This window comes from Curtobacterium sp. ABR8 (assembly GCF_057812125.1).
This window is the reverse complement of sequence record NZ_CM173818.1, coordinates 2,717,997-2,733,659: the sequence shown is the minus strand read 5'-3', so window position 1 is coordinate 2,733,659 and position 15,663 is coordinate 2,717,997. Positions and strand designations below refer to the sequence as shown.

General features: G+C 71.0%; 13 protein-coding genes, 1 tRNA gene and 1 pseudogene. 9 read left to right on the top strand and 6 right to left on the bottom strand.

Annotation, left to right across the window (positions count from 1 at the left end; genetic code table 11):
- Positions 1-11 precede the first annotated feature (11 nt).
- The 5 genes from ACXKZB_RS12935 (at position 12) to ACXKZB_RS12915 (ending at position 3,501) form a co-directional block, all read left to right on the top strand.
- A complete protein-coding gene (locus tag ACXKZB_RS12935; protein ID WP_488823377.1) occupies positions 12-1,154 on the top strand; it encodes a DNA polymerase III subunit delta' in 1,143 nt (380 codons plus the stop codon).
- A 63-nt stretch (positions 1,155-1,217) separates the two neighbouring features.
- A complete protein-coding gene (locus ACXKZB_RS12930) occupies positions 1,218-1,853 on the top strand; it encodes a TetR/AcrR family transcriptional regulator (RefSeq protein WP_222658081.1) in 636 nt (211 codons plus the stop codon).
- Positions 1,854-1,899: 46 nt separating this feature from the next.
- Positions 1,900-1,972 (top strand) — tRNA-Thr (locus ACXKZB_RS12925).
- 193 nt (positions 1,973-2,165) lie between these two features.
- Positions 2,166-2,969: a glycoside hydrolase family 16 protein gene (locus tag ACXKZB_RS12920; protein WP_488823376.1), complete on the top strand. Its 804-nt coding sequence runs from the start codon at positions 2,166-2,168 to the stop codon at positions 2,967-2,969.
- A gap of 43 nt (positions 2,970-3,012) precedes the next feature.
- On the top strand, positions 3,013-3,501 hold the full coding sequence (locus tag ACXKZB_RS12915; RefSeq protein ID WP_488823375.1) for a BLUF domain-containing protein: 489 nt from the start codon (positions 3,013-3,015) through the stop codon (positions 3,499-3,501).
- Positions 3,502-3,565: 64 nt separating this feature from the next.
- On the opposite strand, the gene ACXKZB_RS12910 is transcribed toward ACXKZB_RS12915, so the two are convergent.
- Positions 3,566-5,245 carry an HAD family acid phosphatase gene (locus ACXKZB_RS12910; RefSeq protein ID WP_488823374.1) on the bottom strand — a complete coding sequence of 560 codons (1,680 nt, stop codon included), beginning with the start codon at positions 5,243-5,245 and terminating at the stop codon, positions 3,566-3,568.
- A gap of 129 nt (positions 5,246-5,374) precedes the next feature.
- On the opposite strand from ACXKZB_RS12910, the gene ACXKZB_RS12905 reads away from it, so the two are divergent.
- The 4 genes from ACXKZB_RS12905 to ACXKZB_RS12890 all read left to right on the top strand — a co-directional run bounded on the left by ACXKZB_RS12905 (position 5,375) and on the right by ACXKZB_RS12890 (position 10,112).
- Complete coding sequence (locus ACXKZB_RS12905; RefSeq protein WP_488823373.1) at positions 5,375-6,370, top strand: Gfo/Idh/MocA family protein; 996 nt, start codon at positions 5,375-5,377, stop codon at positions 6,368-6,370.
- A gap of 72 nt (positions 6,371-6,442) precedes the next feature.
- Positions 6,443-7,951: a D-alanyl-D-alanine carboxypeptidase/D-alanyl-D-alanine endopeptidase gene (gene dacB, locus ACXKZB_RS12900; protein ID WP_488823372.1), complete on the top strand. Its 1,509-nt coding sequence runs from the start codon at positions 6,443-6,445 to the stop codon at positions 7,949-7,951.
- A gap of 23 nt (positions 7,952-7,974) precedes the next feature.
- Complete coding sequence (locus tag ACXKZB_RS12895; protein WP_488823371.1) at positions 7,975-8,595, top strand: isochorismatase family protein; 621 nt, start codon at positions 7,975-7,977, stop codon at positions 8,593-8,595.
- 47 nt (positions 8,596-8,642) lie between these two features.
- On the top strand, positions 8,643-10,112 hold the full coding sequence (locus tag ACXKZB_RS12890; protein WP_488825893.1) for an NAD-dependent succinate-semialdehyde dehydrogenase: 1,470 nt from the start codon (positions 8,643-8,645) through the stop codon (positions 10,110-10,112).
- 19 nt (positions 10,113-10,131) lie between these two features.
- Here the strand turns inward: ACXKZB_RS12890 and ACXKZB_RS12885 are convergent, their stop codons facing one another.
- From ACXKZB_RS12885 to ribD, 5 genes and pseudogenes are all read right to left on the bottom strand, one after another.
- Complete coding sequence (locus ACXKZB_RS12885) at positions 10,132-11,985, bottom strand: ABC transporter ATP-binding protein (RefSeq protein ID WP_488823370.1); 1,854 nt, start codon at positions 11,983-11,985, stop codon at positions 10,132-10,134.
- Between the two features lie 7 nt (positions 11,986-11,992).
- Positions 11,993-12,208 (bottom strand): hypothetical protein, encoded by a 216-nt coding sequence (locus tag ACXKZB_RS12880; RefSeq protein ID WP_111084200.1) that lies wholly within the window; start codon positions 12,206-12,208, stop codon positions 11,993-11,995.
- Between the two features lie 143 nt (positions 12,209-12,351).
- Complete coding sequence (locus ACXKZB_RS12875; protein WP_222658073.1) at positions 12,352-13,731, bottom strand: MFS transporter; 1,380 nt, start codon at positions 13,729-13,731, stop codon at positions 12,352-12,354.
- 187 nt (positions 13,732-13,918) lie between these two features.
- Positions 13,919-14,542, bottom strand: a pseudogene (gene ribA, locus ACXKZB_RS12870) (GTP cyclohydrolase II); the annotation flags it as partial.
- Positions 14,543-14,571: 29 nt separating this feature from the next.
- Positions 14,572-15,654, bottom strand: coding sequence for a bifunctional diaminohydroxyphosphoribosylaminopyrimidine deaminase/5-amino-6-(5-phosphoribosylamino)uracil reductase RibD (gene ribD / locus ACXKZB_RS12865; RefSeq protein ID WP_488825892.1), 1,083 nt, complete (start codon positions 15,652-15,654; stop codon positions 14,572-14,574).
- Positions 15,655-15,663: the final 9 nt, after the last annotated feature.

Genomic DNA, 15,663 nt, shown 5'->3' with positions numbered 1-15,663 from the left:
AGGATGGTCCCGTGAGCGTGTGGGACGGCCTGACCGGGCAGGAAGAGGCAGTCGCCTCCCTCCGGAACGCAGCGGAGTCGACCGACGGCACCGGCGGCATGACGCACTCGTGGCTGATCACGGGCCCTCCCGGATCCGGCCGGTCGAACGTGGCGACGGCGTTCGCGGCGGCCCTCGTGGGCGACGGTCCCGACGACGACCACACCCTGCAGCAGATCACCGCCAAGACGCACCCCGACGTGTCGGTGCTCACGACGCAACGCGTGATCATCACCATCGACGAGATCCGGCAGCTCGTCACGTCGTCGTACTACTCGCCGTCGGTCGGGCGGTACCGCATCGTGATCATCGAGGACGCGGACCGCATGACGGAACGCACCTCGAACCTGCTGCTCAAGGCGCTCGAGGAACCACCGGAGCGCACGGTGTGGATCCTCTGCGCCCCGAGCGAAGCGGACCTGCTGCCCACGATCCGATCGCGCGTGCGCTCCGTGCGACTCCGGGTCCCCGGCATCGAGTCCGTCGCCGACCTGCTCGTCGCGCGCACCGGCATCGACCGTGCCCTCGCGATGGACGCAGCGCGGCAGGCGCAGAGCCACATCGGTATGGCGCAGCGTCTGGCGACGAGCGAGGACGCCCGCGACCGTCGTCGCCGCACCCTGACGACCGTGCTCGGCGTCCGGAGCGTCGGCGACGCGGTGATGGCCGCTGCCGACCTGCTCGCCGTCGCGGACGAGGACGCCAAGGCCATCACGCAGCAGCGCGACTCCGAAGAGCGCGACGCCGCCCTGCGGTCGCTCGGCATCGAACCCGGCGGGACGATCCCGCCGGCGCTCCGCTCACAGCTCCGCCTGCTGGAAGAGGACCAGAAGCGCCGCGCGACCCGCAGCCTGCGCGACGGCCTCGACCGCATCCTGGTCGACGTGTCCTCGCTCTACCGCGACCTGCTCCTGCTCGGTCTCGGTGCGCCGGCCGAGCCGGTCAACCTGGCGATGCGCGACCACCTCGACCACGCCCTGCAGTCGGTCACGCCGGCCGCGGCGCTCGAGGTGCTCGACGCGATCGCCCTCGCCCGGCAGCGGATCGCCGCGAACGTGGCAGCGTTGCTCGCGCTCGAAGCGCTGCTCGTCACGATCGCCCGCGCCCGGCACTGACCGCCGCCGACGCTCCCCGCACCGACGCTCCCCGCACCGACCGAGGCGTGGGACAATCACGGCATGCCCGACGCTGAACCCGGCCTGCGCGAACGGAAACGCCGCGCCACCCGCCGCGCCATCCAGGCCGCCGCGCTCCGCATCGCGATCGAGGACGGCCTCGGCGCGGTCACCGTGGACGAGATCTCGCGTCGGGCCGACGTCTCACCCCGCACGTTCTTCAACTACTTCCCGAGCAAGGAACAGGCGATCCTCGGGGACGACCCGGAACTGCCCGACGACGCCGCGCTGCAGGAGTTCGTCGACGGCGGGCCCGGCGGCGACCTGCTGTCGGACCTCGGCGCGCTGCTCGTCCACTCGACGCAGGAGCTCATCGAGGAGCGTGGACTGATCGAGGAGCGACAGCAGGTGCTCCGAGCGAACCCCGAGCTCTTCAGCCGTCGCATGGAGTCGATGAAGGAGTTCCAGGCCGAGATCCAGGCGGCGGTCACCCGGCGGCTCGAACGCGAGGACCCCGAGCTCGCTGCAGACCCCGATGCGCTCCGTCGGCGGGCGCGCCTGGCGTCGATCGTCGCCCTCGGCGCACTGCGGCACGCGTGGTGGGAGTGGTCCGGGTCCGAGGGCGGTTCGCACCTGGTCGACGAGCTCCGCCGGTCCTTCGCCGAGCTCGGCGTGCTCGTTTCGCGTTCACTCGTCTGAACCTGTATAGTCATTGCTCGTGCCGCTCCGGAATCGGAGCGAGCGCGCCGCCTTAGCTCAGTCGGTAGAGCGATTCACTCGTAATGAATAGGTCGTCGGTTCGATTCCGACAGGCGGCTCGGAACACGTCCCCGGTCACGGATCTGCATCAGGTCCTGACCGGGGATTTCTGCGTCTGCGGGAAACCGCACCCCTTGGCTCCGGACCAGACAGCGGGGTACGGCGCGGGATAGCCTTTCGGCGTTGCAGGGATCCCCGCGACCACCACCCGCACCGCCCCGCACCCCTCGGCGGCCGACCGACGGAGGCACCGTGTTCAAGCGCGCGACGACCGTCGTCCTGGTGGCTGCTGCAGCGGCTGCGCTGGCCATCACCGCCGCCGCGGTGCCGCAGTCGCGGGCGACGTCCTCGGCGACCGCGGCCGGGGGATCGAGCAGCGGCGCGAGCGCGACCCCGCAACCGACCACCGCTGCGACCGACCCGACCATCGGGCGCACGCCGACCTTCTCGGTCGACTTCGACACCCCGGCAGCGGCGGACGGACCCTTCGCGGCGACGTACGCGCAGTCGTGGCAGCCGTACCCGGACGGCACCGGCGGCAAGTACTACTCGAGCAAGATGGTCAGTGCGCACGACGGGTACATGGACATCACCCTCGACGGGGAGCACGGGTCGGCCGGCACCTTCGGTACCCCGGAGGACGCCTGGTCGCACGTCGGCGGGTCGTTCAGCATCCGTGCCCGGGCGACGGGCGGCGACAAGAACGGCGCCGCGATCATGCTCTGGCCGACGTCGAACGACTGGGCTGACGGGGAGCTCAACTACCCCGAGGGGAACTTCGACGGTTCGCCGCGGGTGTTCCACCACTCGATGCTGCCCGGGCTCGAGAAGGCGTCGGACAACTACAACACCCGGGTGTCCTGGCGCGACTGGCACACCTACACGACGGAGTGGATCCCCGGGCGGGCGATCCACTACTACCTCGACGGCAAGCTCGTCTTCACGGTCGCGCGGAACGTCCCGACGACCCCGCACCGCTACATGGTGCAGGTCGGCAACTGGGGCAAGGCCGGTCACCTGCAGATCGACTGGGTCCGCACGTACGACGCGCAGTGACGCCGACGCGCTCCCCGTTCTGGGGCTGCGCGGAAGCGCCGCCGTGCGCGACGATCGAACCGAAGCCGCGTTCTCCGTTCGAAAGGTCGTCATGCTCCTGTCACTCGTCTACATGAGCGCCGCCGACGAACCGTTCGACCAGGATCGCCTCGATGCGCTGCTCGAGCACGCCAGGGCCCGGAACGCCGCATCCGGCCTGTCCGGTCTGCTCGTGTACAAGGACGGCCGGTTCATGCAGCTGCTCGAGGGCCCGGAGGCCGCCGTCCTCGAGACGTACCAGCGCATCATCGAGGACCCCCGGCACACCGACGTCGGCCTGCTCGTCGAGGAGCGGATCCACACCCCGCGGTTCGGGGAGTGGACGATGGCGTTCGACCGCGGGCAGGAGGCCGCGCTCCCCGACGGCTTCGACACGTTCCTGACCGACGGCGACCGGAGCGCGGACACCAGCAAGGCGCGAGCGCTGCTGCGCTGGTTCCGCACGCACCCGATGGCCGCCCCCGACGCCGCACTCGGCAAGCACCGACGCTGAGCGCACGCGCCGACGCGCACGCGCCGACGCGCACGCGCCGACGCGAGCGCGCCGGCGCGGCCGCTCAGGGCAGGTAGTACGTCGGGTTCGGCAGCTTGACGCTTCGGTCCGCCGAGCCCCCGAGCAGGTCGCTGTACTGGTCACCGAAGTTCGCGACCACGTCGTACCTGCCACCCGCTCGTGACTCGATGTGCGCCCGGGTCTGCGACTTGTACTCGACGGTGGTGCACTTCGCCGTGGCGCAGGTGATGTACGACGGCTGCTGCGACGCCCCGACCCCGGTCCACTTCGTGTAGTACGTCTCGGTGCCGTGCTTCGTGGCCGAGAACTGCGGGTAGCCGACGCGCTGCAGGTTGTCGATGGTGGCGGTTTCCTGATCGGCGTTCCGGCCGGTCAGCCCGATGATCGTGCAGCCGGAACGCTGGGCGATGGACACGAGCGAGGTCATCGACGGGGTCGCGGGGAACCGTTCGTCCTGCACCCATTCGTCCTGCAGCGCGGGGTCGAACACGAAGTGCATGTCCGCGACCTCCATGTCGTACGTCCACAGGGTGGTGTCATCGGCGTCGAGCACGATCGCGGGGTTGCGGTGCAGCTTCCGGCCGACGGCGCACTGGGCGGCGACGACGGGGGCCTGTCGCTGCACGATGGACCGCATCTCGCGGATGTAGGGCGAGTCGGTGCGGTTCGCGAGTCCCGTGCCGGGGTCGCCGTAGTACGTGGCGATGGTCTTCTTGACGGAGTCGATGTTCGGGATGCCCTCGCCGCCCTGCGTCGCGCCGGAGGAGCCGTCGGCCGCCATCGTGAACTGCGTCCGTGGGGACAGCCGGGGTTCGGATACGCCGGGCAGGTCGGCCGAGGGCAGGGAGTAGGTGGGGTTCGGCAGCTTGAGGGACCGGTCGGCGTACCCGCCCTGCAGGTCGCTCCACTGGTCGCCGATGTTCAGCGTGATGTCGTAGCCGAGGTCCTGTTCGATGTGCTTGCGGGTGAGGGCCTTGTACTCGACGGTGGTGCACTTCGCCGTGGCGCAGGTGATGTACGACGGCTGCTGCGAGGCGCCCGTGCCGGTCCACTTCGTGAAGAAGCGGTCCTCGGCGAAGGCCGTGTACCCGACCTTCGACAGGTTCTGCACGGTCGCGGTCTTCTGGTCGTCGTTCCGGCCGGTCAGTCCGAACACGGTGAAGCCCATCGCGGCGGCGCGGTTGACGAAGCCGACCATGGACGGGGTGGCGGCGAAGCGTTCGTCCTGCACCCATTCGTCCTGCCGCGCGGGGTCGAACACGAAGTGCATGTCCGCGACCTCCATGTCGTACGTCCACAGGGTGGTGTCGTCGGCGTCGAGGACGATCGCGGGCTTCTCGCCGTGGCGGACGGCTCGGTCGTGGATGCGCTGCAGGGACGCACCCTGGCGGGCGACGATGGACCGCATCTCGCGGATGTAGGGGGAGTCGGTCCGGTTCGCCAGGCCCGTGCCGGGGTCGCCGTAGTACGTGGCGATGGTCTTCTTGACGGAGTCGATGTTCGGGATGCCCTCGCCGCCCTGCGTCGCACCGGACGTGCCGTCGGCGGCCATCGTGAAGTGCGTCCGCGGCGTCAGGCCGGCGTCGGCGGAGTGCCCTGGTGAGTGCCCTGGTCCGTGTCCTGGTTCTCCCCACCCGTGTGCGCTGGCCGGACCGCCGACGAGGGTGGACGTGAGGACGATCGCCGCGCTGGTGGCGACGACGGTGAGGACGGAACGGCGCATGGAGGACCTGCACACCTTCGACTCGGGGAGGATTGACCCCCGGATGGGGGATCTCGCAGCACGTTAGCTGGCAATCACCCGTGGAGTCCATACCAAAGTGCTGCAGCCCGTCCTGGTAGACATGGCCGCATGACGGTTCGCTGGGGAGTCATCGGCACGGGCGGCATCGCCCGGTCCTTCGTGGGCGACTGCGTCGCCGCGGGCATCGAGTTCACGGCGGTCGGCAGCCGCACCCGCGAGGGCGCGGAGTCGTTCGCGGCGGAGTTCGGCATCGCACGGGCGCACGGCTCCTACGACGACCTCGTCGCCGACGACGCGGTCGACGCCGTGTACGTCGCGACCCCGCACGTTCGGCACGCCGAGGACGCCCTGCTCGCGATCCGCGCAGGCAAGCACGTCCTCGTCGAGAAGGCCTTCACGATGACCGCGGCCGAGGCACGCACGGTGGTCGACGCTGCCCGTCGAGCCGGCGTCGCGGTGACCGAGGCGATGTGGACCCGCTTCCTGCCGCAGATGGCGATGATCCGCGAGGTCCTGGCCGAGGGACGCATCGGTCGGCCGGTGCTCGTCGAGGCGACGCACCACCAGGCCCTGCCCACCGATCCATCGCACCGGCTGCGCGACCCCGCCCTCGGAGGTGGGGCCCTGCTGGACCTGGGCGTGTACCCGGTGTCCTTCGCCGTCGACGTGCTGGGGGTGCCCACCTCGCTCGTCGCGGCCGGAACACTGAGCGAGCAGGGCGTCGACACGCAGATGGGCGTCGTCCTCACGCACGACGGCGGGGCGCAGTCGATGATCCACTTCGGGATGGACCTGCGCAGTCCGAACACCGCGTCGGTCATCGGCGAATCGGGGCGCATCGACCTCGACTCGACCTGGTACACGCCGACGACCTGGCGGATCCGGGACCGCGACGGTGTCGTGGTCGAGGAGTTCGACGCACGTGAGGAACTCGCTGGGTACGGGCACGAGGCCCGTGCGTTCGAGGCGATGATCAGGTCGGGTGTGCACGAAGGCGGTCCGATGGACGCCGAGCAGTCGGTCGCGATCATGGCCGTCATGGACGAGGCCCGCCGACAGGTCGGCGTGCGCTACCCCGCGGACGACGCCCCCACAGCACCCTGATCCGGGTCGCGTCGTCCCGCGGCGACGATCCGGCCTGGAGGCTCCTGCCGCAGTTCCGTAGGATCGGTCGCGATGTCCGAGCAGCAGCCCACCCCGCCTTCCGTACCGGAGCGTCTCCGCGCCGCCGTCGCAGCAGCGCGCGCCTCCGCCGTGCGACGTCCGGTGCCCTGGATCGCCGGTGGACTCGCCGCCTTGCTCGTGGTCGGTTCGGGCGGGGCCGTCGCGGTCGCCGCGGCGATGACACCGGACACCCGCACGTCCGCCGTACCCCCGACGACCTCGAGCGCGACGTCGACGCCGAGTCGCTCGACCGCTGCGACGAAGCGACCGACGAGCACGCCCACACCGACCCCGGACGCCCGCGCGGTGCCGAAGGACCCGGCCGGCCCGTCCGCGCTGCGCACCTGCTCGATCGCGGGCGCGGCGTCGGCGAGCGGTCTCGGCGCGTTCGAGGGCTACGTCATGGACGCGAAGACGGGCGAGGTCCTGTTCTCGAAGAACGGGGACACGCCAGCCCAGACCGGCAGCGTCATGAAGACCCTGACGACGGCGACGGCACTCGCGGTGCTCGGGGGCGACCACCGCATCCCGACCACGGTCACGCAGGAGTCCGGCGGGACCATCGCACTGGTCGGACACGGCGACGCGACCCTGTCGGCGGGCAACGGCACCGTCTACCCGGGTGCCCCGACGCTCGCGCAGCTCGCCCAGCAGGTGAAGGCGAAGGTCGGCGACGCCGCCGTCACCACGATCGTGACCGACGACACGTACTGGAGCGACGCCGACGCGTGGGACCCCACGTGGCCGGTGTCCGAGCGCACGATCGGGTACCAGCCGAAGGTCACCGCGTTGATGGTCGACGGTGACCGGGCGAACCCGGCCGCGGCGACCTCGCCCCGGTCCGAGGACCCGGTCGGTCGGGCCGGCGCGGCGTTCCGGACGGCACTGGCGAACGCCGGGGTGGCGGGCGCCGCGAACGCGCAGATCGTCAAGCGTGCCACGACCAGCACGAACACCATCGCGACGGTGTCGTCGCAGCCGGTGTCGACGCTCGTCGGGCAGATGATCCCGAACTCGGACAACACCCTCGCCGAGATGCTCGCCCGGGTGTCGTCGAAGGAGTCCGGCTCGAACGGCTCGGCGGCGTCGCTCACCTCGGTGTACCAGTCGGCGCTCGGCTCCTACGGCGTCGACCCGGCCGGCATCGTCATCAAGGACGGGTCGGGCGAGAGCGCTGCGAACGCGGTGTCGCCGAACTTCGTCGCCCACCTCATGGTGCAGGTCGCCGCCGGCGCGAAGGGCCTCGGGACCCTCGCGAACGCCCTGCCCGTGTCGGGCCAGTCCGGCACCCTCGCCAGCCGCTTCACCGGCGCGAACGCCGTCGCGCGCGGCAAGGTGCACGCGAAGACCGGGTGGATCGACAGCGCGAACACACTCGGCGGGTACATCGACGCCGCGGACGGATCACGCCTGACCTTCGCGTTCTACGCCATCGGGTCGTCGCGAGCGGCCGCGCTGCCGGCGCTCGACGCGGTGACCGCGGCGACGTACTCCTGCGGGAGCAAGCTCACCGACTCCTGAGTCACCGGGTGTTGGATGGGCCCATGGCACGGGCACTCCTCATCGTCGACGTCCAGAACGACTTCACCGAGGGCGGTGCGCTCGGGGTGGCCGGGGGTGCGGCCCTCGCGGAACGGATCAGTGCGTTCCTCGGCCGGCACGCCGAGGAGTACGACCTGATCGTCGGCTCCCGCGACTGGCACCACGGCGACGACGACAACGGCGGACACTTCGCCGGACCGGAGGGCCCCGACTTCGTCGACACGTGGCCCGTGCACTGCGTCGCCGGCACGCCGGGCGCCGAGTACCACCCGCAGCTCGACACCGATCCGATCGACGTCGACGTCTTCAAGGGCCAGGGCACGCCGGACTACTCGGCGTTCCAGGCGAGGACCGAAGACGGCGTGCCGTTGCCGGAGATCCTGACGGACCACCGGGTGCACTCCGTCGACATCGTCGGCATCGCCACCGACCACTGCGTCCGGGCCTCGGCCCTCGACGCGCGCGCCGCCGGCATCGACGTCGCCGTCTACGAGGACCTGGTGGCCGGCGTCGACCCCGAGCGCAGCGACCGTGCGCTCGACGAGATCCGAGCGGCCGGCGGGCACGTCGACCGCAGCGACATGGACGAGGGGCTCGCGAACCCCGGAGGAGCACAGCTGTGACCGACACCACGAGCACCGACACCACGACCGGCGACCTCGTCACGACCGTGGGCGACGACCACGTCACCGTGCGGGGCGTCCCGACCGGCCTGTTCATCGGCGGGGCGTGGCGGTCGTCGACGAGCGGCGCCACGTTCGCCGTCCGCGACCCCTCGACCGGCGACGTCCTGGCCGAGGTCGCCGACGCCACCCCCGAGGACGGGATCGCCGCTCTCGACGCCGCGGTCGCCGCGCAGCAGGAGTGGGCCGCCACCGCACCGAGGCAGCGCTCCGACGTGCTGCGCCGCGCGTTCGACCTGGTCCGCGCGCACGAGGACGACCTGGCCGCCCTGATGACGCTCGAGATGGGCAAGCCGCTGGCCGAAGCCCGCGGCGAGGTCGTCTACGGCGGCGAGTTCCTCCGCTGGTTCTCGGAGGAGGCCGTCCGCATCGGCGGCGACTACCGCACCAACCCCGAGGGCACCGGACGTGCCATCGTCCTGAAGCGTCCGGTCGGTCCGGTGTACGCGATCACCCCGTGGAACTTCCCGCTCGCGATGGCCACCCGGAAGATCGGTCCCGCGCTGGCGGCCGGCTGCACGGTCGTCGTGAAGCCCGCCGAGCTCACACCCCTGACCACGCTGTTCCTGGTCGAGCTGTTCCGCCGTGCCGGGCTGCCGGACGGCGTCCTCAACGTGGTGCCGTCCCTCGACGCCAAGGGGCTGTCCGAGCCGATCATCGCGGACCGTCGACTCCGCAAGCTCACGTTCACCGGGTCGACGCCGGTGGGGTCCGCGCTCCTCAAGCAGGCGGCGGACAACGTGCTGAAGACGAGCATGGAGCTCGGCGGCAACGCACCCCTGTTGGTCTTCGACGACGCCGACCTCGACGCCGCGGTGGACGCCGCGATGCTCGCGAAGTTCCGGAACGTCGGCGAAGCCTGCACCGCCGCGAACCGGTTCTTCGTGCAGGAGGGCATCGCCGACGCGTTCGTCGCCGCACTCACCGCGAAGGTCGACGCGCTTCGCATCGGCCGTGGCACCGAAGACGGTACGACGATGGGTCCACTCATCGACGACCGCGCGGTCGACAAGGCCGCCGGACTCGTCGACGACGCCGTCGCCCGCGGCGCCCGGCTCGTCACCGGTGGACACCGCGTCGAGCGACCCGGCACCTACTTCGCGCCGACCGTGCTCGACGAGGTGCGGCCGGGGTCGGAGATCCTGACGACCGAGATCTTCGGACCGGTCGTGTCGATCACCCGCTTCGCGACCGAGGACGAGGGCATCCGGCTCGCCAACGACACCGAGTTCGGACTCATCGCCTACGCCTTCACGACGGACTTCCCGCGCGGGCAGCGGCTCGCCGAGCGCCTGGAGACCGGGATGCTCGGGCTGAACACGGGCGTGGTGTCGAACGCGGCGTTCCCCTTCGGCGGGGTGAAGTCGTCCGGCCTCGGCCGTGAGGGCTCGCACGAGGGCATCGAGGAGTACCTCGAGACCGTGTACGTGCTCACCCCGGACCCGTTCGCCGCCTGAACGCGCCCGGCGGCGGGTCTCAGACCAGCAGCTGGTGCTTCGCCAGGTCGCGGTAGAGCGGCGTCGACTCGACGAGCTCGGAGTGCGTGCCGGCACCGACGACCCGGCCGTGCTCGAGCACGACGATGACGTCGGAGTCCACGACGGTGGACAGCCGGTGCGCGATGACGAGCAGGGTGCGGTCCTCGGCGACGGCGTCGATCGCCAGACGCATCTTCTGCTCGTTCACGCCGTCGAGCGACGACGTCGACTCGTCGAGCAGCAGGATCGGGGGAGCGGCGAGCAGCGCGCGGGCGATCGCGAGGCGCTGCCGTTCCCCGCCGGAGAGCATCACACCGTCCTCGCCGACCTGGGCGTCCAGCCCGCGCGGATCGCGGTGCAGCACCTCGCCGAGGTTGACCGCCTCGAGCACCCGGACGCAGTCGTCCTCGGTGGCGCCGGGCGACCCGAGCAGCAGGTTGGCGCGGATGGTGCCGGCGAGCACCGGGGCGTCCTGCTCGACGTAGCCGATCTGGGCACGGAGCTCCTGGCGGTCCATGCCCCGGACGTCGATGCCACCGAGCCGGATGACGCCCTCGGTGGGGTCGTAGAACCGCTCGATCAGGGCCAGGGTCGTCGACTTGCCGGCACCCGACGGACCCACGAGTGCCACACGCGAGCCGCGGGGAACGCGGAACGACACGTCGTGGAGCACCACGTCGTCGGCCGGACGTTCGTCGGCGAGGCGATCCGGGCCTCCTGGACGGTCCGCGGGGTCGGACGCGACCGCGCCGTCGGCACCCGATGCATCCGCGGCGGCGGCGTAGCGGAAGGTGACGTGCTCGAACGTGATGGCGTCGTCGGAAGCGACCGCGGCGGCGGGGCGCGCAGCCGCGTCGTCCTGCGCCTCGGTCGGCAGGTGCAGGATCTCCTCGATGCGGCCGAGCGCACCGAGCGCCTGGGCGACCGCGACCGCGGCGCCCATCGCCTGACCGAGCGGCATGATCATCATGAAGAGCAGCAGGATGAACGTGATGAGCGTGGCGATGGTGATGGTGCCCGCAGCGACCTGCGCGCCGCCGACGCCGAGCACGGCGATGAACGCCACCTGCATGACGATGCTCGCGACCGGCACGACGAACGCGGACATCTTCGCGATGTCGAGGCCGCGCTGGTAGGCCTCGGTCGCGTGCCCGTCGACCTCGTGCTCCTCGCGCTCGGTCGCTCCCGCGGCGCGGATGGTGCGGACGGCACCGATGCCGCGCTCGACGGCCGCGGTCAGGTCACCGACCTTCTCCTGCGCGCGCTTCGACGCGACCCGGATGCGACGGCTCAGCCCGCCGACGACGACGATCGCGACCAGGACGATGACGACCACGATCACGAGGAGCAGCGGGTCGATGACCGCCATCGCGATGATCGCGCCGATGAAGGTGAGGGCGCCGCCGATCGATTCGATCAGGCCCTGGGTCAGGACGGCGCGCAGGAGCGTGGTGTCGCTGCCGACGCGGGACACCAGGTCGCCGGTGCGACGGGTGTCGAACTCCGAGATCGGCAGGTTGAGGATGCGCGCGATGAGCTTGCGGCGCGTGGAGAGCACGACGCCCTCGCCCGCACGCTGGAGCAGGAAGTGCTGCACACCGTTCAGGATGCCGGCGACCAGGACGAGCCCGACGAGCAGCCACACGAGCGTGCTGAGCGTGTTGCCCTGCTGCACCGCCGTGACGACCTGGTTGACGAGCAGCGGCTGCGCGAGGGACGCTCCGGCGCCGAGGATGCTGAGGACGATGATGACGACCATCGCCGGCTTGTTCTCGAACAGGTAGGACAGCAGGCGGCCGAAGGTGGCGCGGGGGCCGTCGGTCTTCTTGGGGCGCGCGAAGGGGAGGCTCATCGTGTTCCTAGTTTCTGCCGTACTTCTTGTGCACTGCCTGTCGGCTGACACCGAGCAGGGTCGCGATCTCCTGCCACGACGCCCCGGCGTTGCGGGCGGCGCGGGCAGCGAGTTCCTCGGTCCGGTCGAGTTCACGGCGGAGCTCGCGCACGCTGGCGAGGGCGGAGAACGGGTCGTCCCCGGAGGCGCCGGCCGCGAGGCTCGTGATGGTCGGTCGGTCCATGGGTGTCAACCTACATTGACGCACCGACACGCGTCAACCTGAGTTGACGGACAGGGTCGCGCCGTGCGGTGGACGCGACGACGGAAGGACGGGAGGCCCGGTGCCAGCTGGCACCGGGCCTCCCGTCCTTCCGCGGTGACGTCTCAGGCGTCGGCGAATTCCTTGCTCTTCGTCTCACGGACGAAGAGCAGCGCGACGAGCGTCACGACGGCGGCGATCGTCAGGTACAGCCCGACCAGGAAGATGTTGCCGTCGGGCTGCCAGAGCGCCAGGGCGATGGTCGGGGCGAGCGAAGCGCCGAGGATCGACGCGACGTTGTACGCGATGGCTGAGCCGGTGTACCGGACGTTCGTCGGGAACAGCTCCGGCAGGAGTGCGCCCATCGGCCCGAAGGTCAGACCCATCAGGGACAGCCCGACGATCAGGAACGTCACGACCGTGATCGGACCCTGCGACGCCGCGAACCAGAACTGGAACGTCAGACCGAACAGCGCGATGCCGATCGTGGTCGGGATGAGGGTCTTCCGGCGACCGAACCGGTCGGCCAGCATGCCGGCGATCGGGGTGAAGATGCCGAAGAAGACGACGCCGATCATGAGCAGCGTCAGGAACTCGCCACGGCTGTAGCCGAGGCCGACCTTCGGCACGAGCGGGCTGGCCTCGGCGCCGGTGGTGCCGTAGGACAGCGTGAACGTCGTCATGAAGTAGAAGAGGACGTAGGTCGCGACCATGCCGAGCGTGCCGACGATGAGCGCCTTCCACGAGGTGCGGAACACCCGGCCCAGCGGGATCTTCGCGACCGTGCCGGACTCCTGGACGCCGCGGAACACCGGCGACTCGACGAGCTTGAAGCGCACGTAGAGCCCGACGATGACCAGCACCGCCGAGAGCAGGAACGGGATGCGCCAGCCCCACGCCTGGAAGTCGGCGTTCGGCGTGCCGTCGGCGCCGGCGGGCATCGCGGCGTTGATCGCGATGAACAGGCCGTTCGCGAGCAGGAAGCCGATCGGCGCGCCGAGCTGCGGCATCGAACCGAAGACGCCGCGCTTGCCCTTCGGGGCGTTCTCGGTCGCGAGCAGGGCCGCGCCGGACCACTCCCCACCGAGGCCGACACCCTGGGCGAATCGCATCACGGCGAGCAGGACCGGAGCCCAGACGCCGATGCTGCTGAACGTCGGCAGGCACCCGATCAGGAACGTCGCGGTGCCCATGACGAGGAGCGAGGCCACGAGGGTGGTCTTGCGGCCGACGCGGTCACCGAAGTGCCCGAAGATGATCGACCCGATCGGCCGCGCGAAGAAGGCGAGGGCGAACGTCACGAACGACGACAGCTGCGACGCCGTGGGGTCCTCGTTCGGGAAGAACAGCGTCGGGAAGACGAGGACCGCTGCCGTCGCGTAGACGTAGAAGTCGTAGAACTCGATCGAGGTGCCGACGAGGCTGGCGATGACCACGCGCGAGCGCGGGTTGCCTGCTGGTGCCGGAGCTGAGGTCGGGGTTGCTGGTGCCGGTGCGGCGGTCATGGGTGTCGTGTGGTCTTCCGTGGTGCGCGCTCCTGGCAGGGAGCACGGGTACCCGAAGCGGCGGACACCGATCGGTTCGCGCGGGGTGGCGCGGGCACCGATCGGGTGCGTTCGGTTGGTGGGGGACCGCTTGTGACGGAAGCCCGATCATACGACAGATGTCGTCTGCCTGCGAATCAGCCCAGAGTCAGCTGGCCGCGCCCGCTTCGAGGTGCGCAGGCAGCTGGTGCCCCATCCGGTCGCGCTTGGTGTCGAGGTACCCGGCGTTCTGCGTGGAGACACCGACGACCAGGGGCACGAGCGACTCGACGGTGATGCCGTGCTCCTCGAGCTGCCGACGCTTCTCGGGGTTGTTCGAGAGCAGTCGCACCCGGGTGATGCCGAGGTCGGCGAGGATGCCCGCGGCCCCGCCGTACGCGCGCGAGTCGGCCGGCAGCCCGAGCGCCAGGTTGGCGTCGAGCGTGTCGAGGCCGTCTTCTTGCAGGCGGTACGCCTTGAGCTTGTTGATCAGTCCGATGCCGCGCCCTTCCTGCCCGCGCAGGTAGACCACCACCCCGCCCTCGGCGGCGATGGTGTCGAGGGCGGCGTCGAGCTGGGGACCGCACTCGCACTTCAACGACCCGAACGCCTCGCCGGTCAGGCACTCGGAGTGCACACGGACCAGGGCGCCGTCCGACGGTGCGGACCCGTCGGGCAGCGCACCGATGATCGCGACGTGCTCCGCACCGGTGACGAGGTCGCGGTAGGCGCGCATCTGGAACGTGCCGTGGGTGGTCGGGACGTTCGTCGACACCTCGAACTGGACGGGGCTGCCCGGGGTGGAGGAGGTCAGCGCGTCGGTCATGGGGTGCTCCGGTCGTTCGTGGGCCCGTCGTCTCCGAACCCGGGTGCTGCGTCGTTTTGCTGCTGCTGTGTCTGCGGCTGCGTCGTGTCGGTGCGCTGCGGTCGGGCTCGGACCAGCAGATCGGGGCCGAGGCTGGTGGTCGATAGTACGTCCAACCGCCGACGCTCGGACATGCTTCCCACTCCGAGGTCGTCGAGGGCGACGCGGGGTCCGCCGAGCAGGACGGGGGCGACGTACACGAGGTACTCGTCGACGAGTCCGGCGGCGATGAGTGCGGACGCGACGGTGGGGCCGCCCTCCACGAACACCGAGTGCACGCCGTGCCCGCGCAGGGCGGCGAGCGACGCCGCGAGGTCGTGCCCCGGCAGGGTCACGAGCCCGCGCGGGTGTCGTCGGACCGCGGCGTCGTCGGGCACGGCGCGGTCGCCGAGCACGACCGCGAGCGGCTGGTCGGCGAGCAGTTCGCCGGCGTCGCCCCGAGCGGTGAGGCTCGGGTCGTCGGCCAGCACGGTGCCGGTGCCGACGAGGATGGCATCGTGCGCGGCACGCTGCTCGTGGACGTGCTGCCGGGCGGCGGCGCCGGTGATCCACTTGCTCGTGCCGTCGGCAGCGGCGGCGCGGCCGTCCAGGCTCGAGGCCCACTTCACGGTGACCCAGGGGCGGCCGAGGCGGACCGACAGGAGCCACCGTTCGAGGAACGCCTCGGCCTCGTCCGCGAGCACGCCGGACACGACGTCGACCCCGGCGGCCCGGAGCCGATCGGCACCGCCGTGCACGTCCGCGCCCGGGTCGTCGATCGCGTACACGACGCGGGCGACCCCGGCCTCGATCAGGGCGACCGCGCAGGGGCCGGTCCGTCCGGTGTGGTTGCAGGGTTCGAGGGTGACGACGGCCGTGGCGCCGCGCAGCTGTGCCGGGTCGACCTTCGCCATCGCGTCGACCTCGGCGTGCGGGGTGCCGGCACCCTTGTGCCACCCCTCGGCGAGGACGTCGCCGTCGGGGGAGAGGATCACCGCGCCGACCCGTGCGTGGTCGCCCACGACGGGGCCCAGGGCCGCGAGTTCGAGTCCGCGGCGCATCGCCCGGAC

What these genes read in the sequence shown, in the direction of transcription:
- ribD (WP_488825892.1), bottom strand. Translation starts at nt 15,654, where the DNA reads ATGCGCCGCGGACTCGAACTCGCGGCCCTGGGCCCCGTCGTGGGCGAC.
- ACXKZB_RS12910 (WP_488823374.1), bottom strand. Translation starts at nt 5,245, where the DNA reads ATGCGCCGTTCCGTCCTCACCGTCGTCGCCACCAGCGCGGCGATCGTC.
- ACXKZB_RS12930 (WP_222658081.1), top strand. Translation starts at nt 1,218, where the DNA reads ATGCCCGACGCTGAACCCGGCCTGCGCGAACGGAAACGCCGCGCCACC.
- ACXKZB_RS12875 (WP_222658073.1), bottom strand. Translation starts at nt 13,731, where the DNA reads ATGACCGCCGCACCGGCACCAGCAACCCCGACCTCAGCTCCGGCACCA.
- ACXKZB_RS12895 (WP_488823371.1), top strand. Translation starts at nt 7,975, where the DNA reads ATGGCACGGGCACTCCTCATCGTCGACGTCCAGAACGACTTCACCGAG.
- ACXKZB_RS12880 (WP_111084200.1), bottom strand. Translation starts at nt 12,208, where the DNA reads ATGGACCGACCGACCATCACGAGCCTCGCGGCCGGCGCCTCCGGGGAC.
- ACXKZB_RS12905 (WP_488823373.1), top strand. Translation starts at nt 5,375, where the DNA reads ATGACGGTTCGCTGGGGAGTCATCGGCACGGGCGGCATCGCCCGGTCC.
- ACXKZB_RS12885 (WP_488823370.1), bottom strand. Translation starts at nt 11,985, where the DNA reads ATGAGCCTCCCCTTCGCGCGCCCCAAGAAGACCGACGGCCCCCGCGCC.
- dacB (WP_488823372.1), top strand. Translation starts at nt 6,443, where the DNA reads ATGTCCGAGCAGCAGCCCACCCCGCCTTCCGTACCGGAGCGTCTCCGC.